This window comes from Pseudomonas sp. Fl4BN1 (genome assembly GCF_009908285.1).
GTDB lineage: Bacteria > Pseudomonadota > Gammaproteobacteria > Pseudomonadales > Pseudomonadaceae > Aquipseudomonas.
On sequence record NZ_JAAARM010000013.1, the window covers coordinates 21,365 to 43,854 of the forward strand.

Annotated in this window: 24 protein-coding genes; 15 read left to right on the top strand and 9 right to left on the bottom strand. The window is 61.5% G+C overall.

Annotation, left to right across the window (positions count from 1 at the left end; all coding sequences use genetic code 11):
• Positions 1–24: 24 nt before the first annotated feature.
• The 5 genes from GV818_RS16145 to GV818_RS16165 all read right to left on the bottom strand — a co-directional run bounded on the left by GV818_RS16145 (position 25) and on the right by GV818_RS16165 (position 4,270).
• Entirely contained in the window at positions 25–1,047 is a 1,023-nt protein-coding gene (locus GV818_RS16145; RefSeq protein ID WP_161758056.1) for an SIS domain-containing protein, read from the bottom strand.
• Positions 1,028–2,134 (bottom strand): N-acetylglucosamine-6-phosphate deacetylase, encoded by a 1,107-nt coding sequence (gene nagA, locus GV818_RS16150; RefSeq protein WP_161758055.1) that lies wholly within the window; start codon positions 2,132–2,134, stop codon positions 1,028–1,030. Before nagA ends, GV818_RS16145 begins: the two co-directional genes overlap by 20 nt.
• A 28-nt stretch (positions 2,135–2,162) precedes the next feature.
• Positions 2,163–2,894 (bottom strand): GntR family transcriptional regulator, encoded by a 732-nt coding sequence (locus tag GV818_RS16155; protein WP_161758054.1) that lies wholly within the window; start codon positions 2,892–2,894, stop codon positions 2,163–2,165.
• 272 nt (positions 2,895–3,166) lie between these two features.
• Positions 3,167–3,670: a L,D-transpeptidase family protein gene (locus GV818_RS16160; protein ID WP_161758053.1), complete on the bottom strand. Its 504-nt coding sequence runs from the start codon at positions 3,668–3,670 to the stop codon at positions 3,167–3,169.
• 48 nt (positions 3,671–3,718) lie between these two features.
• Complete coding sequence (locus GV818_RS16165; protein WP_161758052.1) at positions 3,719–4,270, bottom strand: NUDIX hydrolase; 552 nt, start codon at positions 4,268–4,270, stop codon at positions 3,719–3,721.
• A gap of 136 nt (positions 4,271–4,406) precedes the next feature.
• Between GV818_RS16165 and GV818_RS16170 the strand changes: the two genes are divergently transcribed.
• From GV818_RS16170 to purT, 5 genes are all read left to right on the top strand, one after another.
• Positions 4,407–5,006, top strand: coding sequence for a CoA pyrophosphatase (locus GV818_RS16170; protein WP_161758051.1), 600 nt, complete (start codon positions 4,407–4,409; stop codon positions 5,004–5,006).
• 55 nt (positions 5,007–5,061) lie between these two features.
• The gene (locus GV818_RS16175) at positions 5,062–5,586 is read left to right on the top strand and encodes a gamma carbonic anhydrase family protein (RefSeq protein ID WP_161758050.1); all 525 of its coding nucleotides are present in this window, start codon (positions 5,062–5,064) and stop codon (positions 5,584–5,586) included.
• Positions 5,583–5,798, top strand: a complete 216-nt coding sequence (locus GV818_RS16180; protein ID WP_161758049.1) for a DUF1289 domain-containing protein — start codon at positions 5,583–5,585, stop codon at positions 5,796–5,798. The genes GV818_RS16175 and GV818_RS16180 overlap by 4 nt, the downstream gene beginning before the upstream one ends.
• Before the next feature lie 144 nt (positions 5,799–5,942).
• A complete protein-coding gene (locus GV818_RS16185; protein ID WP_161758048.1) occupies positions 5,943–6,410 on the top strand; it encodes a preQ0 transporter in 468 nt (155 codons plus the stop codon).
• A gap of 101 nt (positions 6,411–6,511) precedes the next feature.
• Complete coding sequence (purT, locus tag GV818_RS16190; RefSeq protein WP_161758047.1) at positions 6,512–7,693, top strand: formate-dependent phosphoribosylglycinamide formyltransferase; 1,182 nt, start codon at positions 6,512–6,514, stop codon at positions 7,691–7,693.
• A gap of 60 nt (positions 7,694–7,753) precedes the next feature.
• On the opposite strand, the gene GV818_RS16195 is transcribed toward purT, so the two are convergent.
• The 3 genes from GV818_RS16195 to GV818_RS16205 all read right to left on the bottom strand — a co-directional run bounded on the left by GV818_RS16195 (position 7,754) and on the right by GV818_RS16205 (position 11,479).
• Entirely contained in the window at positions 7,754–9,070 is a 1,317-nt protein-coding gene (locus tag GV818_RS16195) for an MFS transporter (RefSeq protein ID WP_161776996.1), read from the bottom strand.
• Positions 9,071–9,427: 357 nt separating this feature from the next.
• Positions 9,428–10,657 carry an HlyC/CorC family transporter gene (locus GV818_RS16200; protein WP_161776997.1) on the bottom strand — a complete coding sequence of 410 codons (1,230 nt, stop codon included), beginning with the start codon at positions 10,655–10,657 and terminating at the stop codon, positions 9,428–9,430.
• A 9-nt stretch (positions 10,658–10,666) separates the two neighbouring features.
• Complete coding sequence (locus GV818_RS16205) at positions 10,667–11,479, bottom strand: cytochrome C assembly family protein (protein WP_161758044.1); 813 nt, start codon at positions 11,477–11,479, stop codon at positions 10,667–10,669.
• Between the two features lie 208 nt (positions 11,480–11,687).
• Here GV818_RS16205 and ffh point away from each other — a divergent pair, with 208 nt between their 5' ends.
• The 6 genes from ffh to GV818_RS16235 all read left to right on the top strand — a co-directional run bounded on the left by ffh (position 11,688) and on the right by GV818_RS16235 (position 15,763).
• Positions 11,688–13,064 (top strand): signal recognition particle protein, encoded by a 1,377-nt coding sequence (gene ffh / locus GV818_RS16210; RefSeq protein ID WP_161776998.1) that lies wholly within the window; start codon positions 11,688–11,690, stop codon positions 13,062–13,064.
• 249 nt (positions 13,065–13,313) lie between these two features.
• Entirely contained in the window at positions 13,314–13,565 is a 252-nt protein-coding gene (rpsP, locus tag GV818_RS16215) for a 30S ribosomal protein S16 (RefSeq protein ID WP_161758042.1), read from the top strand.
• 5 nt (positions 13,566–13,570) lie between these two features.
• Positions 13,571–14,107 carry a ribosome maturation factor RimM gene (rimM, locus tag GV818_RS16220; RefSeq protein WP_161758041.1) on the top strand — a complete coding sequence of 179 codons (537 nt, stop codon included), beginning with the start codon at positions 13,571–13,573 and terminating at the stop codon, positions 14,105–14,107.
• Complete coding sequence (gene trmD / locus GV818_RS16225; protein ID WP_178124942.1) at positions 14,089–14,862, top strand: tRNA (guanosine(37)-N1)-methyltransferase TrmD; 774 nt, start codon at positions 14,089–14,091, stop codon at positions 14,860–14,862. The genes rimM and trmD overlap by 19 nt, the downstream gene beginning before the upstream one ends.
• Positions 14,863–14,907: 45 nt before the next feature.
• Positions 14,908–15,258, top strand: a complete 351-nt coding sequence (rplS, locus tag GV818_RS16230) for a 50S ribosomal protein L19 (RefSeq protein ID WP_009047143.1) — start codon at positions 14,908–14,910, stop codon at positions 15,256–15,258.
• Between the two features lie 91 nt (positions 15,259–15,349).
• Positions 15,350–15,763: an acyl-CoA thioesterase gene (locus tag GV818_RS16235; RefSeq protein WP_022642499.1), complete on the top strand. Its 414-nt coding sequence runs from the start codon at positions 15,350–15,352 to the stop codon at positions 15,761–15,763.
• 71 nt (positions 15,764–15,834) lie between these two features.
• On the opposite strand, the gene GV818_RS16240 is transcribed toward GV818_RS16235, so the two are convergent.
• Positions 15,835–17,637 carry a cation:proton antiporter gene (locus GV818_RS16240; RefSeq protein WP_161758039.1) on the bottom strand — a complete coding sequence of 601 codons (1,803 nt, stop codon included), beginning with the start codon at positions 17,635–17,637 and terminating at the stop codon, positions 15,835–15,837.
• Positions 17,638–17,744: 107 nt separating this feature from the next.
• Between GV818_RS16240 and xerD the strand changes: the two genes are divergently transcribed.
• The 4 genes from xerD (at position 17,745) to thrC (ending at position 22,480) form a co-directional block, all read left to right on the top strand.
• A complete protein-coding gene (gene xerD, locus GV818_RS16245) occupies positions 17,745–18,641 on the top strand; it encodes a site-specific tyrosine recombinase XerD (RefSeq protein WP_161758038.1) in 897 nt (298 codons plus the stop codon).
• A gap of 149 nt (positions 18,642–18,790) precedes the next feature.
• Positions 18,791–19,522, top strand: coding sequence for a thioredoxin fold domain-containing protein (locus GV818_RS16250; RefSeq protein ID WP_161758037.1), 732 nt, complete (start codon positions 18,791–18,793; stop codon positions 19,520–19,522).
• A gap of 135 nt (positions 19,523–19,657) precedes the next feature.
• Positions 19,658–20,962, top strand: coding sequence for a homoserine dehydrogenase (locus tag GV818_RS16255; RefSeq protein ID WP_161758036.1), 1,305 nt, complete (start codon positions 19,658–19,660; stop codon positions 20,960–20,962).
• 108 nt (positions 20,963–21,070) lie between these two features.
• A complete protein-coding gene (gene thrC / locus GV818_RS16260; RefSeq protein ID WP_161758035.1) occupies positions 21,071–22,480 on the top strand; it encodes a threonine synthase in 1,410 nt (469 codons plus the stop codon).
• Positions 22,481–22,490 lie beyond the last annotated feature (10 nt).

Below are 22,490 nucleotides of genomic sequence, written 5' to 3' on the forward strand. Positions count from 1 at the left end.
GCAGTACTCATCAATCAAAGGGGCTTAGTGCGTACGGGTCACTTTGCTCAAGTGGCGCGGCTGGTCGGGGTCCATGCTGCGGGCCTCGGCCAGGCTGGCGGCCATGACGTAAAAGCTCTGGATCGCCAGGATCGGATCGAGCACCGAGTTCTCTGCCCGGCTCAGGGTCAGGTCCCGTTCGGCAATGTCATCGGGGGCCGCCAGCAACACCTTGGCGCCGCGCTGGCGCATATCGGCGGCGAGGCTCAGCAGGCCGCCCTGTTCCGCGCCGCGTGGGGCGAATACCAGCAAGGGATAGTCGTGGTCGATCAGTGCCATCGGGCCGTGACGGACCTCGGCGCTACTGAAGGCTTCGGCCTGGATGGCCGAGGTTTCCTTGAGCTTGAGTGCGGCTTCCTGGGCGATGGCAAAGCCGGCGCCACGACCGATCACCATCAGCCGCTGGCAATCGCGCAGGGCGTTGACGGCGAGCCCCCAGTCCTGGGTCGCGGCCTGCTGCAGGCCTTCGGGCAGCGCCAGGCCGGCCTCGAGCAAGTGAGTGTCCTCGTTCCAGTGGCCGATCAAGCGGGCGCTGGCGCTGAGGGTGGCGATGAAGCTCTTGGTGGCGGCAACGCTCTGCTCGGCACCGGCATACAGCGGCAGGGAAAACTCGCTGGCGGCTTCCAGTGGGCTGTTTGGCGCATTGACCATGGCCACGCTGAGGGCGCCGCGTTTGCGCAGCAGGCGCACGCTGTTCACCAGGTCCGGGCTCTGTCCCGATTGCGAAAAGGCGAACACTGCCTGGCCGCTGACCCGCAGGGGGGCTTGTTGCATGGTCACCACGGACATTGGCAGCGAGGCCACCGGGATGCCCACTTGCTGCATGGTCAGGTAGGCGAAGTAGCTGGCGGCGTGGTCGGAGCTGCCCCGAGCCACGGTCATTGCCACTTGCGGTGGCTGGCGTCGCAGGCGGCCGGCGACCTCGATCAGCGACGGGTCCAGATGCTGCAACTGGCTACTCACGGCAACGTGCGAGGACAGCGCCTCTTCAAGCATTTTTGAAGTCAATGTCTTCTCCTTCGACCATGACAGCGGTCAGTGTGAGTGCGCGGTCCAGGCGCACGCTGTCGGCCCAACTGCCAGGTTGCAGGCGGCCGCGTTCAGGGATGCCGAGATAGTCGGCAGGAAATTGCGACAGGCGCTGCGAGGCCTCGGCCAGGGGCAGGCCGATCTTCACCAGGTTGCGCAGGGCCTGGTCCATGGTCAGCGTGCTGCCGGCGAGGGTGCCGTCTGGCAGGCGTACGCCGCCCAGGCACTTGGTCACTGTATGGCTGCCGAGTTTGTACTCACCGTCGGGCATGCCGGCGGCAGCGGTGGAGTCGGTGACGCAGTACAGGCAGGGGATCGAGCGCAGTGCCACACGGATTGCCCCGGGGTGCACATGCAGCAGGTCGGGAATCAGTTCGGCGTACTGGGCGTGGGCCAGGGCCGCGCCAACGATCCCGGGCTCGCGGTGATGCAGGGGGCTCATGGCGTTGTACAGGTGAGTGAAGCTGGTGGCGCCGGCGGCGAGGGCCGCCACTCCTTCTTCATAGCTGCCCAGGGTGTGGCCGATCTGCATGCGCACGCCACGGGCGCTGAGGGCGCGGATCAAGCCGTCGTGGCCGGCAATTTCCGGGGCGATGGTGATGACCCGGATCGGCGCCAGTTGCAGGTATTCCTCGACTTCCGCGAGCAGCGCGGTGTGGGCGAAATTGGGTTGTGCGCCGAGCTTGCCGGGGTTGATGTAGGGGCCTTCCAGGTGCACGCCGAGGACTCGCGCGCAGCCATCGGCGCGTTGTTCTGCGTAGCTCCCGAGTTCCGCCAGGACTTGGCGGATCTCCGCGCTCGGTGCGGTCATGGTGGTGGCCAGCAACGAGGTGGTACCGAAGCGCAGGTGGGTGCGGGTGATGGTCTGGAAGGCTTCACTGCCTTGCATGACGTCCTTGCCGCCGCCGCCATGCACATGCAGGTCGATGAAGCCCGGCAGCAGGTAGGGCAGGTCGTTTTCCGCTGGATCGCAAGGGCTGCCTTCGACGGCGATGACCTTGCCGTCCTGGTGCACCAGGCGACCGCGGACCCAGCCTTGGGGCGTGAGGATGTTGTCTTCGGACATGGGCGTTTCTCTGGCTCCAGGGGCGGATTCAGCGTCGCAGTTCGGCGACGAAGTCATAGAAGTTGTTGCGGCAGTAGGTGTCGGTGACTTCGATCGGGATGTTGTCTTTCTGGTAACCGACCCGAGTCATCAGCAGCATGGCGGTGCCGGGGGCAATGCCCACCAGGGCCGCGAACTCATCCGAGGCGTTGATCGCCTGGATGTGTTGCAGGGCGCGTACCACCGGCTGACCGATGCGCTCCAGGTACTCGTAGAGCGAGTCACCCACGGTTTCCGGCTTGGCGATGATGGTCGCCGGCAGGGTGCTCATCTCGATTGCCATTACGGTGTCGTCGGCCTTACGCAGGCGCTTGAGGCGGGCCACCTTGTCGTTGGGGGACAGGCCGAGGCGAATCAGCTCTTCGTGGGTTGGCAGGCTGATGCTGCGTTCCAGCCACAGTGAACTGGGCACGAAGCCCTTGTGGCGAAGCATTTCGCTGAAGCCGGAGAGGCGCGACAGCGGCTGTTCCAGGCGTGGCGTGATGAAGGTGCCAGAGCCCTGGCTGCGACGGATCAGGCCGCGTTCGAACAAGACCTCCAGAGCCTTGCGCGCGGTGACCCGGGAGATGCCCAGCAGTTCGCTGAGGTTGCGTTCCGAAGGCAATGCCTGCTCGGCTTTCCATTGGCCGGCATGAATCGCCGCTTCCAGGTTACGGGCCAGTTGCAGGTACAGCGGAGTCGGTTGGGTGTCGTCGGGACGCAGGGTCAGAAGGTGATTCATCTGTAGGTTTTCCGATGCGGTTATTAGGTTGTTGTCGCCCGGTAGTGCCGAAAAACTAATACCACTTAAATACCATGTCAATGCCGCCGGTCAGCTGTGGGCACCGTAAAACGGGCACTTGCGGGGTGCCTGAGAGGATAAAGGAATGAAGTGGTATTAGGCAGGTCTGGCAGCGAGGGCCATAACCTCAGGCGGCGACCCGTAGCGGGTCGCGAAGTGGTATGCGTGCCGTGGGGCGTGCGAGGGGATATTTTTTTTCAGCGAAAGGGCATTTAAGGGCGGATTTCGACCATGGTGCCGTCTTTGACCAGGCCCCAGACCTCACGCATATCGACGTTGCGCATGGCGATGCAGCCATCGGTCCAGTCCAGAGTGTGGAAGTACTGCTCTGGAAACTCTTCTGTGTCCGGGGTGCCATGAATCATGATCATGCCGCCCGGGTTCACACCTTCACGGCGCGAGCGCGCGGCATCGGTGATGTTCGGATAGGAGATGTGCATGGCCAGGTTGTAGCGATCGCTGGTCTTGCGCCAGTCGACCCAATAGAGGCCTTCCGGGGTGCGTTTGTCACCTTCCATGAGCTTGGTGCCCTTGGGTTTCTTGCCCAGGGAAATCCGGTAGGTCTTCAGGGGTTTGCCGCCATTGATCAATTGCAATTGATGGGCGGATTTGAGCACCAGGACTTTTTCGATGATCTTGCCGTCCAGGGTTTCCACCGTGGAGGCCTGGCACACAGCAACGAAGGAACAGCACAGCAGGGCAAGCAACCAGCGCATTGACACGATATCCCCAGGCGCGCACGGGTTGCGTGCACGTTTTATTATTTAACTGATGGCAGGCTGAGAAAGCGGCGGAATGGATTCGGAGCGCACTTCAAAGGCCTCCGCCCGCCGGTCAGCAAAGAAGCATTCTAAGGTACGGCCGACGGTGCGGAAAGCCAGCTCGGACCAAGGGATATCGGCTTCGTCGAACAACTGCAATTCCAGGCTCTCGGGGCCGGCGGCAAAGTCCAGGTCGGCCAGCTCCGCGCGAAAGAACACGTGCACCTGGCTGATGTGTGGCACGTCGATCAGGGTATAGAGGCTAAGGTTGCGCACCCGCGCGCACGCCTCCTCGAAGGTCTCGCGGATGGCCGCCTGTTCGATGGTCTCGCCGTTCTCCATGAAGCCCGCCGGCAGGGTCCAATAACCCAGGCGTGGCTCGATGGCACGCCGACACAGCAGCACCTTGCCCTCCCAGGTGGCCAGGCAGCCGGCAACGATATTGGGGTTCTGATAATGGATGGTTTGACAGTGATCGCAGACAAAGCGCAGGCGCGAATCGCCTTCGGGAATGCGCTGGGTCACCGGGTTGCCGCACTGGCTGCAAAATTTCATGCTGGGTATCCGAAAAGGCTGCGGCTATCTTGGCGCGGCGGGCCCATTGTCGGCAAGTTGTCGTTGAACGACCGGGGGTTGGGCGGTTGATTGGATTGGTGCATGATGCACGGTAGCCAACAGATCGAGATGCCTCATGCTGGACGAGCTACTTCATCGGGTAAGCCGTTACACGCCGCGTACGCTGGAGACCGACCGACGTTTTCCCGAGGCTGCGGTACTGGTGCCCATCACCCGCAGCGAAGAACCGGAGCTGGTGCTGACCCTGCGCGCCAGCGGGCTTTCGACCCATGGCGGTGAAGTGGCTTTTCCGGGTGGTCGACGCGATCCGGAAGACCCGGACCTGATTTTTACCGCACTGCGTGAGGCCGAAGAGGAAATTGGCTTGCCGCCGGGGCTGGTGGAGGTCATCGGTCCCCTGAGCCCACTGATTTCCCTGCATGGGATCAAGGTTACGCCCTACGTCGGGGTGATTCCGGATTATGTCGAGTACCGGGCCAATGACGCCGAGATCGCCGCCGTTTTCAACGTGCCCCTGGAGTTCTTTCGCCAGGACCCGCGTGAGCACACTCATCGCATCGACTACCAGGGCCGTAGTTGGTACGTCCCCAGCTATCGTTTTGGTGAGTACAAGATTTGGGGCCTGACCGCGATCATGATCGTCGAGCTGGTCAATCTGCTGTACGACGCCAGGATCAGCCTGCATCACCCGCCGAAAAACTTTATCAATAGCTGAAGCCATCACCCGTATGGCATACACCCGCGGCTGCCTGAGCCATGAGGACAATAAGATGAAATACCGCCTGGGCGACGCCCGAGTCGACACCCATCCGCAGAGCTGGGTGGCCCCTAATGCCACGCTGGTGGGCAAGGTCAAGCTGGAGGAGGGTGCCAGCGTGTGGTTCAACGCGGTGCTGCGTGGCGACAACGAACTGATTCTGATCGGCAAGCACAGTAACGTTCAGGACGGCACCGTGATGCATACCGACATGGGCTATCCGCTGACCATCGGTACCGGTGTGACCATCGGCCATAACGCCATGCTGCATGGCTGTACGGTGGGCGACTACAGCCTGATCGGCATCAACGCAGTGATTCTCAACGGCGCGAAGATTGGCAAGAACTGCATCATTGGCGCCAACTCGCTGATTGGCGAAGGCAAGGAAATTCCTGACGGTTCATTGGTCATGGGGTCGCCGGGCAAGGTGGTGCGTGAACTCACCGAGCCACAGAAGAAAATGCTCGAAGCCAGCGCCGCCCACTACGTTCATAATGCCCAGCGTTATGCCCAAGACCTGGTTGAGCAAGAGCCATGATTACCCCTGAAAGACCCGTCGCCTCGCCCTGTGTGAACATCTGTGCCCTGGACGAGCAGGACATCTGCACCGGCTGCCAACGCACGGTGGATGAAATCACCCGTTGGAGTCGGATGGACAATAGTGAGCGGCGCACGGTCTTGGCCTTGTGCCATGAGCGCGCCAAGTCCAGCGGGTTGTTATGGATGATCGGGTCCAGCTCGGCTGGTTGATCCGGTCTTCTCGCTGGCCGGGCTGCTCCTGCAAGGCGTTTGTGCGGCGCTGGCTTGCCAGCGCAACGCACCTCAGGACTTTCTTGGTCCAACCCCCGCGCCTGAAGTAACCTGTGCGCCTTCCTGACAGGTACTTTCCAGCCCATGCTCTTCCTGATCGCCTATATCAGCAGTGTCGTGCTGACCAACTATGCCTTTTCCACAGCGCCGCACCTGGACATCATCTGGTCGGCCTGGGGCGGGTTGGTGTTTGTCTTGCGCGACATGGTGCAGACCCGTTTCGGACATGGCGCCATTGTCGCCATGCTGGCCGCCCTGGTGCTGTCCTACGTGACCTCTGACCCAGCTATTGCCCTGGCCAGTGCCAGCGCTTTCGCCGTTTCGGAATGCATTGACTGGCTGGTTTTCAGCATCACCAAGCGGCCCCTGCATGACCGCCTGTGGATCAGTTCTGCCCTGAGCATTCCCCTGGATACCTTTATCTTCTTTGGCATGATCGATGCGCTGACTCCAGGGGTGGTTCTCACCGCCCTGGGTTCGAAGTTCGCCGGGGTCACCGTCGTCTGGCTGGCCATGGCCTGGCGTTTGCGCAAAGCCGCGTGCGCTAGCTGAGCCAAGGCCTGCGGTTCATGTAAAATGCCGCGCTCTTTCTCCCCATGGGTCGCCCGCCTGGCGCTCGGCCCTCGATGATCCGCTCCTTTGAGGACCTTCAGATGACTCGTATCGGAACTCCATTGTCGCCAACCGCGACCCGCGTCTTGCTTTGTGGCTGTGGTGAGTTGGGCAAGGAAGTGGTGATCGAGCTGCAACGCCTGGGTGTTGAAGTGATTGCCGTGGACCGCTACGCCAACGCTCCGGCGATGCAAGTGGCCCATCGTAGCCACGTGATCAATATGCTCGACGGTGCAGCCCTGCGGGCGGTGATCGAAGCCGAGAAGCCGCACTTTATCGTGCCGGAAATCGAAGCCATCGCCACCGCGACCCTGGTGGAGCTAGAAGCCGAAGGCTTCACCGTGATCCCGACCGCACGGGCGACCTCGCTGACCATGAACCGCGAAGGCATTCGTCGCCTGGCCGCTGAAGAGCTGGATCTGCCGACCTCGCCGTATCACTTCGCCGACACCGTCGAAGACTATCGCAAGGCCGTGGAAGACCTGGGCTTCCCTTGCGTGGTCAAGCCAGTGATGAGCTCCTCGGGCAAAGGCCAAAGTCTGCTGCGCAGCGTCGACGACGTGCAGAAAGCCTGGGACTACGCCCAGGAAGGCGGGCGTGCTGGCAAGGGCCGGGTGATCATCGAAGGTTTTATCGACTTCGATTACGAAATCACCCTGCTGACTGTGCGTCATGTCGGTGGCACCACTTTCTGTGCTCCGGTCGGTCATCGTCAGGAGAAGGGTGATTATCAAGAGTCCTGGCAGCCCCAGGCCATGAGCCCAAAAGCCCTGGCTGAGTCCGAGCGTGTGGCCAAGGCAGTGACAGAGGCCTTGGGCGGCCGCGGTCTGTTTGGTGTGGAGTTGTTCATCAAGGGCGATCAGGTGTGGTTCAGCGAAGTCTCGCCGCGCCCGCATGACACCGGCCTGGTGACCCTGATTTCCCAGGACCTGTCGCAGTTCGCCCTGCATGCGCGGGCCATTCTCGGCCTGCCGATTCCATTGATCCGCCAGTTCGGGCCTTCGGCTTCGGCGGTGATCCTGGTGGAAGGCCAGTCGACCCAGACCGCGTTCGCCAATCTCGGCGCCGCCTTGAGCGAGCCGGACACTGCGCTGCGCCTGTTTGGCAAACCGGAAGTCAACGGTCAGCGGCGCATGGGCGTGGCCCTGGCGCGTGACGAGTCGATCGAGGCTGCCCGGGCCAAGGCAACACGCGCTTCCCAGGCGGTGGTGGTCGAGCTGTAAAGCCATTCGCCGGCCGGCTTCTACACACCATCTGTAGGCGCTGGCCGGCGAATACTCTTCCTAACCGACCCGATTGAGGTCGTTGTTGCGCGTCTCCTTCAGGCACAGCACCGCGATCAAACTCAGGATCGCCGCCCCCGAAACATAGCCGCCGACCCAGCTCAAGCCCCCCATCGCCACCAGTTTCTGGGCGAAGAAGGGTGCCGCCGAGGCACCGACAATGCCCCCCAGGTTGTAAGCCGCCGAAGCACCGGTATAGCGCACATGAGTCGGGAACAGTTCCGGCAGCAGGGCGCCCATCGGCGCGAAGGTCACGCCCATCAGGAACAACTCAATGCACAGGAACAGCGCCACGCCTGCGGTGGAACCCTGGGTGAGCAATGGCTCCATGGTGAAGCCGGACAGGATGGCCAGCACTCCGCCGACAATCAGTACTGGCTTACGGCCGAAGCGGTCGCTGGCCCAGGCCGATAGCGGCGTGGCTGCTGCCATGAACAACACCGCGAAGCACAGTAGGCCGAGGAAGGTTTCCCGGCTGTAACCCAGAGTGGAGACGCCGTAGCTCAGGGAAAACACCGTGGAAATATAGAACAGCGCGTAGCACACCACCATCGATGAGGCGCCCAGCAACACCGGCAGCCAGTATTGGCTGAAGAGTTCGACCAGCGGCATTTTCACCCGTTCCTGGCGTGCTACGGCGTTGGCGAAGACCGGGGTTTCATGCAGCTTCAGGCGCACATACAGGCCTACCATTACCAGGGCCGCGCTGAGCAGGAATGGAATGCGCCAGCCCCAGGAGCGGAACTGTTCGTCGTCCAGGCCCAGGGCCAGCGCCAGGAACAAGCCGTTGGCGGCGAGAAAGCCGATGGATGGGCCCAGTTGTGGAAACATGCCGAACCAGGCGCGTTTGCCTTCCGGGGCGTTTTCCGTGGCCAGCAGGGCGGCTCCGCCCCATTCACCGCCGAGCCCCAGGCCTTGGCCGAAACGCAGTACGCACAACAGGATCGGCGCCCAGGCACCGATGCTGGCGTATCCCGGCAGTACGCCGATCAGGGTGGTACACACGCCCATCAGCAGCAGAGAAGCGACCAGGGTCGACTTGCGTCCGACGCGGTCCCCGAAGTGCCCGAACAATGCCGAGCCCAGGGGGCGGGCGAGAAAGGCGATGCCGAAGGTCAGAAAGGCCGAGAGCATCTGTGCGGTGCCGGAGGTCTGGGGGAAGAACACTGGACCGATCACCAGCGCGGCAGCAGTGGCGTAGACGTAGAAGTCGTAGAACTCAATGGCGGTGCCGATGAAGCTGGCGGTGGCCACGCGGGTTGCGGAGTTGGTCGGTTGAGCAGGCGCGGAGGCGCTGTAGGCGGTGCTGGTCGTCATGCGAAGATCCCTGACAGTCAGTGCTCCAGTGGAGCGAATTATTATGGTCGAGCACCCAGGGATGTGGGTTTGGCGCGGTCGTCTCTCGGGGTGGGAGAAACGTCGAACGGTAGCGGCTATGGCGTGCAGGATCGCGCTGAGTGCGGGTAGCACGCGGGACTGCGGGGCTTGGATAAGCCGTCCGATTATAGAAAGGCCCCTAACGATCCAACAAGGGCTAAAACGGGGGGCTGAAACGGTAGCCGCTGTCGCAGGCTGCGATAAGGTCGGGAAGGCGCTTCCTGGCGCTTCCAGGCGAACGGAGTAGCGCCCGCCCAATGGCAGGATATGAGCGGCTGCAAGGGATGCCGGTGAGTGTCAGGTGATGGCGGGAACGCTGCTGGTGTGCCAGATCAGCACGCGGCTGACGCGGTTTTCCTCGGTTTCGAGAATCTCCAGGCGGTAGCGGCCGATCTTCAGGCACACGGCGCTGTCGGGAATGGTTTCCAGGGCTTCGGTGACCAGGCCGTTGAGGGTCTTGGGGCCATCGCTGGGCAGGTGCCAGCCGAGGCTCTTGTTCAGCTCGCGGATCGATGCCGCACCTTCCACCACGTAGCGCCCATCGGCTTGAGGGTGGATGTGCGGATTATCCAGGCTGTGCTCGCTTTCGAACTCGCCGACGATTTCTTCGAGGATGTCTTCTAGGGTGACGATGCCCAGCACTTCGCCGTATTCGTCCACCACCATGCCCAGGCGTCGCTGCTGCTTGTGGAAATTGAGCAATTGCAACTGCAGTGGGGTGCTTTCTGGAACGAAATAGGGCTCGTGGCAGGCCGCCAGCAGCGCATCCTTGGTCAGGCTGGCGTCGGGCAGCAGGTGGCGGATCTGCCGGGTGTTGAGCACCGCTTCGACCTGGTTGATGTCGCTGTGGAACACCGGCAGGCGCGTGCGTTTGTTCAGGCGCAGTTGGGCGATGATCTCTTCGATCGGGTCGTCCAGGTTGATGCCGTCCACTTCGCTGCGGGGCACCAGGATGTCATTGACGGTGATGTTGTCCAGGGCATGGATGCCGGACAGGGCATGGTGCTCCTGGGGGGCGGGTTCGTCGTCCTGCAGTGCTGGGTCGTCGTCGCTGTGCTTGACGGCGCTGGCTTTGGCGGCAAAGGGCCGCAACAGCAGCTGGCTGATGGCGTTGAGCAGCCATGCCAGGGGATAGATGATCTTCATCGGAATGGCCAACAGGCTGTTGCCGAAGCTCAAGGTGCCTTCCGGGTACCGCGCGGCGAGGGTCCGGGGCAGGTATTCGGCCAATACCAGCAGGCCACAGGTGCTGATCAGGCACGCCAGCCAGGGGCCGTTTTCCGCCCAGTAGAACAGTGCCAGCAAGGTGCTGATGATCACCGCCAGGACTCGGCACAAGGTATTGCACAGAATCAGACTTTCCTTGGGGAAGGCCAGCCTTGCAGCCGGCTTGTCACCCGAGCGCGAATGGCTGCGCAGGGTCAGCAGATGCAATTGTGCAGCATCGATGGCCGTGAACAGGCCTGACCAGACAATGAGCAGGGCGATTACCGCGAGCATGGGCCCGGAGGGCAGAGAGTCGGTCATGGCCGGTCGTCAAATATGCAGGATGTATTCACGAACCAGCTTGCTGCCGAAGTAGGCGAGCATCAGCAGGCAGAAGCCCGCGAGGGTCCAGCGAATCGCCTTGTGTCCGCGCCAGCCGAGGCGATTGCGGCCCCACAGCAGCACGCTGAATACCACCCAGGCCAGGCAGGCCAGAAGGGTCTTGTGCACCAGGTGCTGGGCAAACAGGTTCTCGACAAACAGCCAGCCGGAGATCAGCGACAGCGAGAGCAGGGTCCAGCCGGCCCAGAGGAAGCCAAACAGCAGGCTTTCCATGGTCTGCAGTGGGGGAAAGTTCCTGATCAGCCCGGACGGGTGCTTGTTCTTCAGTTGGTGATCCTGCACCAGCAGCAGCAAGGCCTGGAACACCGCAATGGTGAACATGCCGTAGGCCAGGATCGACAGCAGGATATGGGCGAGAATCCCAGGTTCTTCATCAATCACCGGTACGGTCCCGGTGGGCACGAACTGCGCCAGCAGGGCAGTCAGGGCGCCGAGTGGGAACAACAGCACCAGCAGGTTTTCCACGGGAATGCGCGAGCAGGCCAGCAGGGTCAGGGCGATGACGGCGGCGGCGATCAGGCTGGCGGCGCTGAAGAAGTCCAGGCCCAGGCCGACCGGGGTCATCAGGTGGGTCAGCAGGCTGGCGCTATGGGCGAGCAGGGCCAGGACGCCGAGCGTAACCAGCAGGCGCTTGTTCGCCTTGGCGCCTGTGGCCAGGCGGGAGCCTTGATAGAAGGTCGCAGCGGCATAAAGGACGGCGGCGGCGAGGGTGGGTAGCAAACTGGGTGACAAGGGGAGCATAAATCCTGTTAGGCAGGCCCGAAAGTCGCTGAGTTTGGCATAGAACCCACAGCCCTGAAAGACCACGCAAGCAGACGGCGAGGTGTCCGCCACGCACAGTCTTCGCTATAATCCGCGCCCTGCCCACGCCGCAGGCTCATCGAGCACTTGTTTATTACGCTCTGGGCCGCCATTACCCCGGTCTACCTTGGGCCTGAAAGGATCGAGCATGTTTGAAAACCTAACCGACCGTCTCTCGCAGACGCTGCGCCATGTCACCGGCAAGGCCAAGCTGACCGAAGACAACATCAAAGACACCCTGCGCGAAGTGCGCATGGCGTTGCTCGAAGCCGACGTCGCCCTGCCAGTGGTCAAGGACTTCGTCAATTCGGTCAAGGAACGTGCAGTCGGCACCGAAGTGTCCCGCAGCCTGACCCCGGGCCAGGCCTTCGTGAAGATTGTCCAGGCCGAGCTGGAAAGCCTGATGGGTGTGGCCAACGAGGACTTGAACCTCAGTGCGGTGCCACCCGCTGTAGTGTTGATGGCCGGCCTGCAAGGTGCCGGTAAGACCACTACCGCCGGCAAGCTCGCGCGCTTCCTTAAAGAGCGCAAGAAAAAGAGCGTGATGGTGGTGTCGGCGGACGTCTACCGTCCGGCGGCGATCAAGCAGCTGGAAACGCTCGCCAATGACATCGGCGTGACCTTCTTTCCATCGGACCTGAGCCAGAAGCCGGTAGCCATCGCCGAAGCGGCTATTAAAGAAGCCCGGCTCAAGTTCATCGATGTGGTGATCGTCGACACCGCCGGTCGCCTGCACATCGACGAAGAGATGATGGGCGAGATCAAGGCCTTGCACGCCGCGATCAAGCCGGTGGAAACCCTGTTCGTGGTCGACGCCATGACCGGCCAGGACGCCGCCAACACCGCCAAGGCCTTTGGCGATGCGCTGCCACTGACCGGGGTGATCCTGACCAAGGTCGACGGTGATGCCCGTGGTGGTGCAGCACTGTCGGTACGGGCCATTACTGGCAAGCCGATCAAGTTCATCGGTATGGGCGAGAAGACCGAGGCGCTTGAGCCGTTCCATCCTGAGCGTATCGCTTCGCGCATCCTTGGCATGGGCGACGTGCTCAGTCTGATCGAGCAGGCCGAACAGACCCTCGATAAAGAAAAAGCCGACAAGCTTGCTAAAAAACTGAAGAAGGGCAAGGGCTTCGACCTCGAAGACTTCCGCGACCAGCTGCAACAGATGAAGAACATGGGCGGCCTCGGCGGCCTGATGGACAAGCTGCCGAACATCGGCGGGGTGAACCTGGCGCAGATGGGCAATGCCCAGGGTGCGGCAGAGAAGCAGTTCAAGCAGATGGAAGCCATCATCAATTCCATGACTCCGGCCGAGCGCCGCGACCCTGAGCTGATCAGCGGTTCGCGCAAGCGTCGGATCGCCATGGGCTCCGGTACCCAGGTGCAGGACATCGGTCGCTTGATCAAGCAGCACAAGCAGATGCAGAAGATGATGAAGAAGTTCTCCGCCAAGGGCGGGATGGCCAAGATGATGCGCGGCATGGGCGGTATGTTGCCCGGCGGCGGCATGCCGAAAATGTAAAGAATCTGCGCCGGCAGTCATGTCGGCGCTTTTCCACGGGGACGTGGAATCTCCAGCAAACCTCTACTTGAGGCGCGCTGACCCGCTGTTGCTTGCAACGGCTCCATAGCAAATCTGAGTGGCAGCCGATAGGCGCCGGAAAAAGACATTTGCAAAAGTCCGGATATTCCTTAGAATATGCGGCCTTTCGGGCACCCATGCCCGCTGTGCATTTAGATTTGCAGCACCGACTACAGGAACGATGTTCACATGCTAACAATCCGTCTTGCCCTTGGCGGCTCCAAAAAGCGCCCGTTTTACCACTTGACCGTGACCGACAGCCGTAACCCACGTGACGGTTCGCACAAAGAACAAGTTGGTTTCTTCAACCCGATCGCTCGTGGTCAAGAAATCCGCCTGTCCGTGAACCAAGAGCGCGTAGCCTACTGGCTGAGCGTTGGTGCACAGCCTTCTGAGCGTGTTGCTCAGTTGCTGAAGGAATCGGCTAAGGCTGCAGCCTGAACCCTATGAACGCGACGCCTGCTCCTGCTGATGATTTGATCGTTATCGGCAAAATCTATTCTGTTCACGGCGTTCGCGGCGAAGTGAAGGTTTACTCCTTTACTGATCCAATTAAAAACCTGTTGGACTACAAAACCTGGACGCTCAAGCGCGAAGGTAGCGTGAAACAGGTTGAGCTGGTCAGCGGACGCGGGAATGACAAATTCCTGGTCGCAAAGCTCAAGGGTCTTGATGATCGTGAAGAAGCTCGTCTTCTGGCCGGTTACGAGATCTGCGTGCCGCGCAACCTGTTCCCTGAACTGACCGACGGCGAGTACTACTGGTACCAGCTGGAAGGTCTGAAGGTTATTGACCAACTCGGGCAATTGCTCGGGAAGATCGATCATCTTCTGGAAACCGGCGCCAATGATGTAATGGTGGTCAAGCCTTGCGCTGGCAGCCTGGATGATCGCGAACGCCTGTTGCCCTATACCGAGCAATGCGTGTTGGCCATCGACCTGGCCGCGGGCGAGATGAAGGTGGAATGGGACGCGGACTTCTAAGCGTGGCTAATTTGCGCGTAGAAGTGATCAGTTTGTTTCCCGAGATGTTTTCCGCCATCAGCGAGTACGGCATAACCAGCCGCGCGGTGAAACAGGGGCTGTTGCAGCTCACCTGTTGGAATCCGCGAGACTACACCACGGATCGACATCACACTGTAGACGATCGCCCGTTTGGCGGTGGTCCAGGCATGGTGATGAAGATCAAGCCCCTGGAGGATGCGCTGGTTCAGGCCAGAAATGCAGCCGGGGAGGGTGCGAAGGTGATTTACCTGTCGCCCCAGGGCCGTCAACTGAATCAGTCGGCGGTACGCGAGTTGGCGAATGAGGATGCATTGATCCTGATTGCCGGTCGCTATGAAGGCATTGACGAGCGTTTTATTGAGGCTCATGTCGATGAAGAGTGGTCGATTGGCGACTATGTACTCTCCGGTGGCGAGCTGCCGGCGATGGTCCTGATTGATGCGGTTACGCGACTGCTGCCCGGAGCTTTAGGGCATGTGGATTCCGCGGAGGAAGATTCCTTCACGGACGGTCTGCTGGATTGCCCGCACTACACCCGACCGGAGGTGTATGCGGATCAGCGTGTTCCCGACGTGTTGCTAAGTGGCAACCACGCACACATCCGGCGTTGGCGTTTACAGCAGTCCCTTGGTCGGACCTATGAACGACGCGCCGATCTTCTGGAAAGCCGCTCGCTTTCTGGAGAAGAGAAGAAGCTGCTCGAGGAATATCTCCGCGAGCGGGACGATAGTTAACAACGTATCGATGGTAGATCCGACGATTTACCTTAGGAGCACAGCATGACCAACAAAATCATCCTTGCACTCGAAGCAGAGCAGATGACCAAAGAGATCCCAGCCTTTGCCCCGGGCGACACCATTGTCGTTCAGGTGAAAGTGAAGGAAGGCGATCGTTCCCGTCTGCAGGCATTCGAAGGCGTTGTAATCGCCAAGCGTAACCGCGGCGTGAACAGTGCATTCACCGTTCGTAAAATCTCCAACGGTGTTGGCGTAGAGCGTACTTTCCAGACTTACAGCCCGCAAATCGACAGCATGGCTGTCAAGCGTCGCGGTGACGTACGTAAAGCCAAGCTGTACTACCTGCGTGACCTGTCGGGTAAAGCAGCTCGCATCAAGGAAAAACTGGCTTAAGTCCAGCTTCCGATGCAGAAAAAAGCAGCCTACGGGCTGCTTTTTTGTTGCCCGTCATTTATCCCTTCTTAGTGTTTCAGGCAGTCGATCCATGTCCCCTCGCGAGCAAGAAATTCAGCGCCGCACCGAGCTCTCGGTGACCCGCGTGACCAAGGCGGTATTCCCGTCCACCACCAACCACCACAACACTCTGTTTGGCGGCACCGCCCTGGCCTGGATGGACGAAGTGTCGTTTATCGCGGCCACGCGTTTCTGTCGGCTGCCACTGGTGACAGTGTCCACTGACCGGATCGATTTCAATCATCCGATCGCCGCTGGTTCGATTGTCGAGTTGGTGGGGCGAGTGGTGAAGGTGGGCAATACCAGCCTCAAGGTCGAGGTCGAGGTGTTTGTCGAAAGCATGAGCTGTGATGGTCGGGAGAAGGCCATCCATGGCTTGTTCAGCTTTGTCGCCATCGACGACGACAAGCGCCCGGTGCCGGTGCTTCCAGGGTTCGCGGCGTAGGAGCCGGCTTGCCGGCGAATGGGGGCTCGGGCCTCTTCGCTGGCAAGCCAGCTCCTACGAGGGGGTTGTGGTTAGAGGGACTCGGGTTGGATCAGGGCCAGCAGGGTCCAGCCTGCCGCCGGCTTGAGGCTGCTTTCCGGGGTGAAAACATGTACCCAGCCGTTGCCATCGCGGGCGAACAGCAGGGTCGCGCGTTCGCCGTGCAACGTCTGGTAGGCGTCCCAGTCAAAGGCTTCGGTCAGGTTTGTGCTGTACAGCTCCGCGCCCTGGCCCAGCAGGCTGGCCAGCTTGGTATAGGTCAGGGCCTCGCTGCCCAGGAGCTGGCCGCGGTGTTCATGGCTGGCTCGGTGCTTGTCGGTGCGCCGGCTTTCCTGGCTGTTGGCCAGCGCGAACAGGCGCTGATGGCCGAAGTCGTGACGAAAGCGCATGGCCGCCAGGGTGTTGAGTTCGCCTGAAGGTGAGAGCGCCAGCAGATGCCCCAATCCCACCAGATCCAGGTGCGCATCGGCGTGCTGCGAGGCCGGATTGCCGAAATAGGTGGGCAGGCCTTCCATGCGCGCGGCGCGGATGTTCTCCCAGCTGGAGTCGGTCAGCAGCACTCGGCTGCCCAACTGCTGCAAGGCCTTGCCAATGGTGCGTGCCGGGCCGTTGGCGCCGACGATCAGGAAGCCGCTGGGGGCGGGTTCCGCGACTTTCAGCAGGCGCGCCAACGGACGAGCGGTGGCGCTTTGCAGGACCACCGTGCCGATGATCACGGCGAAGGTCAGTGGCACCAATAGCAGTGCACCCTGATGCCCGGCCTCATCCAGGCGTATGGCGAAAATCGCCGAAACCGCCGCCGCCACAATCCCCCTCGGTGCGATCCAGGCCAGCAAGGCACGCTCGCGCCAGTTGAGACTCGATCCTGCAGTGGACAGCAAAACATTCAGTGGTCGGGCGATGAACTGGATCACCAGCAGCAGAATCAGCACCAGCGGGCCCAGGGCAATCAGCGCCTTGAGGTCCAGGCGCGCCGCCAGCAGGATGAACAGCCCGGAAATCAGCAGCACGCTGAGGTTTTCCTTGAAGTGCAGGATATGTCGCACGTCCACGCCCTTCATGTTGGCCATCCACATGCCCATCAGCGTCACCGCCAGCAGCCCGGATTCATGCATCACCTGGTTGGAGGCAATGAAGATCCCCAGCACCGCCGCCAGGGTCGCCAGGTTGTGCAGGTATTCCGGCAACCATTGGCGCCGCATGATGCTGCCCAGGACCCAGCCACCGACGATGCCGAACAGCCCGCCACAGAGGATCACCCCAGCAAAGGTCAGCAGGCTGTGGCTCAGGCCCTCGCCGGCGGCGCTGGCAATAATGAAGCTGTAGACCACCACCGCCAGCAGCGCACCGATCGGGTCGATGACGATGCCCTCCCAGCGCAGGATGTTGGCGATCGAGGCTTTGGGGCGCACGACCCGCAACATGGGCACGATCACTGTCGGCCCGGTGACCAGGGTCAAGGTCCCGAACAGCAGGGCCAGCATCCAGTCGAAGCCCAGTAGCCAGTGAGTGGCGAGGGTGATCACAGCCCAGGTGGACAGGGCGCCGATCGTCACCAGGCGGTGCACTACGTTGCCAATCTCCCGCCATTCCGAGAGGTGCAGGGTCAGGCTGCCTTCGAACAGGATCAGCGCCACAGCCAGGGAGACCAGGGGCATCAGTAACGGGCCGAACATCTCCTGGGGATCGAGCCAGCCCAGTATCGGGCCGGCGAGAATGCCGCTGAGCAGCAGGAACAGAATGGCCGGCAGTTTCAGTCTCCAGGCCAACCATTGGCAGCCCAGCGCGGCGACGCCAATGCCGCCGAAGGCCAGCAAAATCTGTTGTTCGCTCATCAATGCACCCTGTTCCTTGAAATGGCTGGCTATGAAAGACTAGCGACCCTCTGCACAGTTCACTATTTTTTTGCGCGTGGCCCCTGGATCGCGCCTTTCGAGTGTTTATGCCCGCCATTGACCACCCCTTGATCGACCGATTTCTCGATGCCCTGTGGCTGGAGAAAGGCCTGTCCGACAACACCCGTGATGCCTATCGCAGTGACCTGGCATTGTTCAATGGTTGGTTGCAGGAGCAGGGGCTGGAGTTGCCGCGGGCCGGGCGCGAGTTGATCCTTGATCACCTGGCCTGGCGTGTTGAGCAGGCTTACAAGCCCCGCTCGACGGCGCGATTTCTCTCAGGGTTGCGTGGGTTCTATCGTTACTTGCTGCGAGAAAAGCTGATCGAGGTCGACCCGACCCTGCAGATCGATATGCCGCAGTTGGGGCGTCCACTGCCCAAGTCACTGTCGGAGGCGGATGTCGAGGCGCTGCTGGCGGCGCCGGACCTCGGTGAAGCCATCGGCCAGCGTGATCGCGCCATGCTCGAAGTGCTATATGCCTGTGGCTTGCGGGTCACCGAGTTGATCAGCCTGACCCTGGAGCAGGTAAACCTGCGTCAGGGCGTGTTGCGCGTGATGGGCAAGGGCAGCAAGGAGCGCCTGGTGCCCATGGGCGAGGAAGCGATTGTCTGGGTCGAGCGTTACATGCGTGACGCCCGGGGCGAGTTGCTGGGAGGGCGGCCCAGCGATGTGCTGTTTCCCAGCCTGCGTGGCGAGCAGATGACCCGGCAAACCTTCTGGCATCGGATCAAGCACCAGGCCAAGGTGGCCGGCATTGGCAAGTCGCTGTCGCCCCATACTCTGCGCCATGCCTTTGCCACGCATCTGCTCAATCACGGCGCCGATCTGCGGGTGGTGCAGATGTTGTTGGGGCACAGTGACCTGTCCACCACTCAGATCTATACCCACGTGGCCCGTGCCCGTCTGCAGGATTTGCACGCCAAGCATCACCCGCGGGGCTGATTTGGCTTTCGGAAGGCGCTTTGCGTCGCCCGTAGTCGGTGCCGGCAAACAGATGTGATAGGCTTTGCCGGTTTGCAAAACGGCTGTTTGCGAGCGATTGCCATGGCGATCGCTCCAGGTTGCCCATTTGCCCGCCTTCAGGAGTTCCCATGCGTTTGACCCAGATTTTTGCCGCCGCCTCCCTGGCGCTGCTCAGCACCTTCGCCATGGCCGATGACAGTGCCGATAAAGCCATTCGCAAAAGCCTCGAGACTCTGCAGCTCGATACGCCGGTGGAGAGCATCACCGCCAGTCCCCTGGCCGGCCTGTATGAGGTCAAGCTCAAGGGCAGTCGAGTGCTGTATGCCAGCGCCGACGGCCAGTTCGTGGTCCAGGGCTATCTGTTCCAGCTCAAGGACGGCAAGCCGGTCAACCTGACGGAAAAAACCGAGCGTCTGGGCATTTCCAAGTTGATCAACGGCATCCCGGTCGCGGAAACTGTGGTCTATCCGGCCATCGGCGAGACCAAGACCCACATCACCGTGTTCACCGACACCACCTGCCCGTACTGCCACAAGCTGCACGCTGAAGTGCCCGAGCTGAACAAGCTGGGCGTTGAAGTGCGCTACGTTGCGTTCCCGCGCCAGGGCCTGGGCTCGCCGGGTGACGAACAGCTGCAAGCAGTCTGGTGCTCGGCGGACAAGAAAGCCGCCATGGACAAGATGGTCGACGGCAAGGAAATCAAGGCGGCCAAGTGCGCCAACCCGGTTTCCAAGCAGTTCGCCCTGGGGCAGTCGATCGGCGTCAACGGTACGCCGGCCATCGTCCTGGCCGACGGCCAAGTGATTCCGGGCTACCAGCCAGCACCACAGATCGCCAAACTGGCGCTGGGTGCGAAATAATCCTGCATCGTCACGCTAGCCTTTGACGATCATGGCCCGGCGGTTGCGACCGACGGGCCATTAATAGAGAGCCGCGCTGTTTGCGGCTGTTTTCCACGGCCGACCTTGAGTCGGCCGTTTTATGGGGAGTTCAGAGTGAATCCGGTCAAAGTAGGCATCTGTGGGCTGGGTACTGTCGGTGGCGGTACCTTAAACGTACTTCAGCGCAACGCCGAGGAGATTGCTCGGCGTGCCGGGCGTGGAATCGAAGTAGCGCAGATTGCTACCCGTACGCCAAAGCCCCAGTTCCAGACGACCGGTATTGCGATTACCAACGATGTCTTCGCCGTGGCCACCAACCCTGAAATCGATATCGTCATCGAGCTGGTAGGCGGCTATACCTTGGCTCGCGAACTGGTGCTCAAGGCCATCGAGAATGGCAAGCATGTGGTCACCGCGAACAAGGCGCTGATTGCCGTCCACGGCAACGAAATCTTTGCCAAGGCCCAGGAGAAGGGCGTGATCGTGGCCTTCGAGGCCGCAGTGGCCGGTGGCATCCCGGTGATCAAGGCGATCCGTGAAGGTCTTTCGGCCAACCGTATCAACTGGCTGGCGGGGATCATCAACGGCACCGGCAACTTCATCCTTTCGGAAATGCGCGAGAAAGGCCGTACCTTCGAAGACGTACTGGCCGAAGCCCAGGCCCTGGGTTACGCCGAAGCCGACCCGACGTTCGACGTGGAAGGCATCGATGCTGCGCACAAGCTGACCATCCTGGCGTCCATCGCCTTTGGTATCCCGCTGCAGTTCGACAAGGCCTACACCGAAGGCATCACCAAGCTGACCACCGCTGACGTGAACTACGCCGAAGCCCTGGGCTATCGCATCAAGCACCTGGGTGTGGCACGCCGCACCGAAGCCGGTATCGAGTTGCGGGTGCACCCGACCTTGATCCCTGCCGATCGCCTGATCGCCAACGTCAATGGCGTGATGAACGCGGTGATGGTCAACGGCGATGCTGCGGGTTCGACCCTGTTCTACGGCGCTGGCGCCGGCATGGAACCGACCGCCTCCTCGGTAGTGGCCGACCTGGTGGACGTGGTTCGCGCCATGACCAGCGACCCGGAAAACCGCGTGCCGCACCTGGCCTTCCAGCCGGACTCGCTGTCGGACCACCCGATCCTGCCGATCGAGTCCTGCGAAAGCGCCTACTACCTGCGCATCCAGGCCAAGGATCACCCGGGCGTACTGGCCCAGGTCGCGAGCATCCTCTCGGAGCGCGGGATCAATATCGAATCGATCATGCAGAAGGAAGTGGAAGAGCAGGACGGCCTGGTACCGATGATCCTGCTGACCCACCGTGTTCTGGAGCAGCACATCAACGATGCGATCACCGCCCTGGAAGCCCTGCAGGGTGTTGTCGGTCCAGTGGTCCGTATCCGCGTCGAACATTTGAATTAATCGAAGCAGCTACAAGCTGCAAGCCTCAGGTGGCAAGTCACGGCAGATCCGGCGTTGACTTGCAGCTTGCAGCTTGCAGCTTGAGGCTCAAACCGAAGGTTTGTCCCCATGCGCTATATCAGTACTCGTGGCCAGGCACCGGCCCTGAATTTCGAAGATGTGTTGCTGGCAGGTCTGGCCAGCGATGGCGGTCTCTATGTGCCAGAGAACCTGCCGCGTTTCACCCAGGAGGAAATCGCTTCCTGGGCCGGCCTGCCGTATCACGAGCTGGCGTTCCGGGTCATGCGCCCGTTCGTCACCGGCAGCATTCCGGACGCCGACTTCAAGAAGATCCTGGAAGAAACCTACGGCGCCTTCTCCCACAGTTCCATCGCGCCGCTGCGTCAGCTGAATGGCAATGAGTGGGTGCTCGAGCTGTTCCACGGCCCGACCCTGGCGTTCAAGGATTTCGCCCTGCAACTGCTGGGTCGCCTGCTGGACTACGTGCTGGAGAAGCGTGGCGAGCGCGTGGTGATCATCGGCGCCACCTCCGGTGACACCGGTTCGGCGGCGATCGAAGGCTGCAAGCGTTGTGACAACGTCGACATCTTCATCCTGCACCCGCACAACCGCGTCTCGGAAGTGCAGCGCCGGCAGATGACCACCATCTTCGGCGAGAACATCCACAACATCGCCATCGAAGGCAACTTCGACGACTGCCAGGAAATGGTCAAGGCCAGCTTCGCTGATCAAGGCTTCCTCAAGGGCACCCGCCTGGTGGCGGTGAACTCGATCAACTGGGCGCGGATCATGGCCCAGATCGTCTACTACTTCCACGCGGCCCTGCAGCTGGGCGGCCCGGCGCGTTCCATCGCGTTCTCGGTGCCCACCGGCAACTTCGGCGACATCTTCGCCGGCTACCTGGCGCGCAACATGGGCCTGCCGATCAGCCAACTGATCGTCGCCACCAACCGCAACGACATCCTGCACCGCTTCATGAGCGGCAATCAGTACGTCAAGGAAACCCTGCACGCGACCCTGTCGCCGTCCATGGACATCATGGTCTCGTCGAACTTCGAGCGCCTGTTGTTCGACCTGCACGGTCGCAACGGCGCGGCCCTGGCCGGCCTGATGGACAGCTTCAAGCAGGGCGGCGGCTTCAGCGTCGACGAAGATCGCTGGACCGAAGCGCGCAAGCTGTTCGATTCCCTGGCGGTGAACGACGAGCAGACCTGCGAAACCATTGCCGAGGTGTTCGAGCAGACCGGCGAGATACTGGACCCGCACACCGCGATCGGGGTCAAGGCGGCTCGCGAGTGCCGTCGCAGCCTGGATACGCCGATGGTGATTCTGGGCACCGCGCACCCGGTCAAGTTCCCGGAAGCTGTGGAGAAGGCCGGTATCGGCAAGTCCCTGGAGCTGCCAGCGCACTTGTCCGACCTGTTCCAGCGTGAAGAGCGCTGCACAGTACTGGCCAATGACCTGAAAGCGGTGCAGGCTTTTGTCAGCCAGCACGGCAATCGTGGCAAGCCCCTCTGATCCCTTGGTC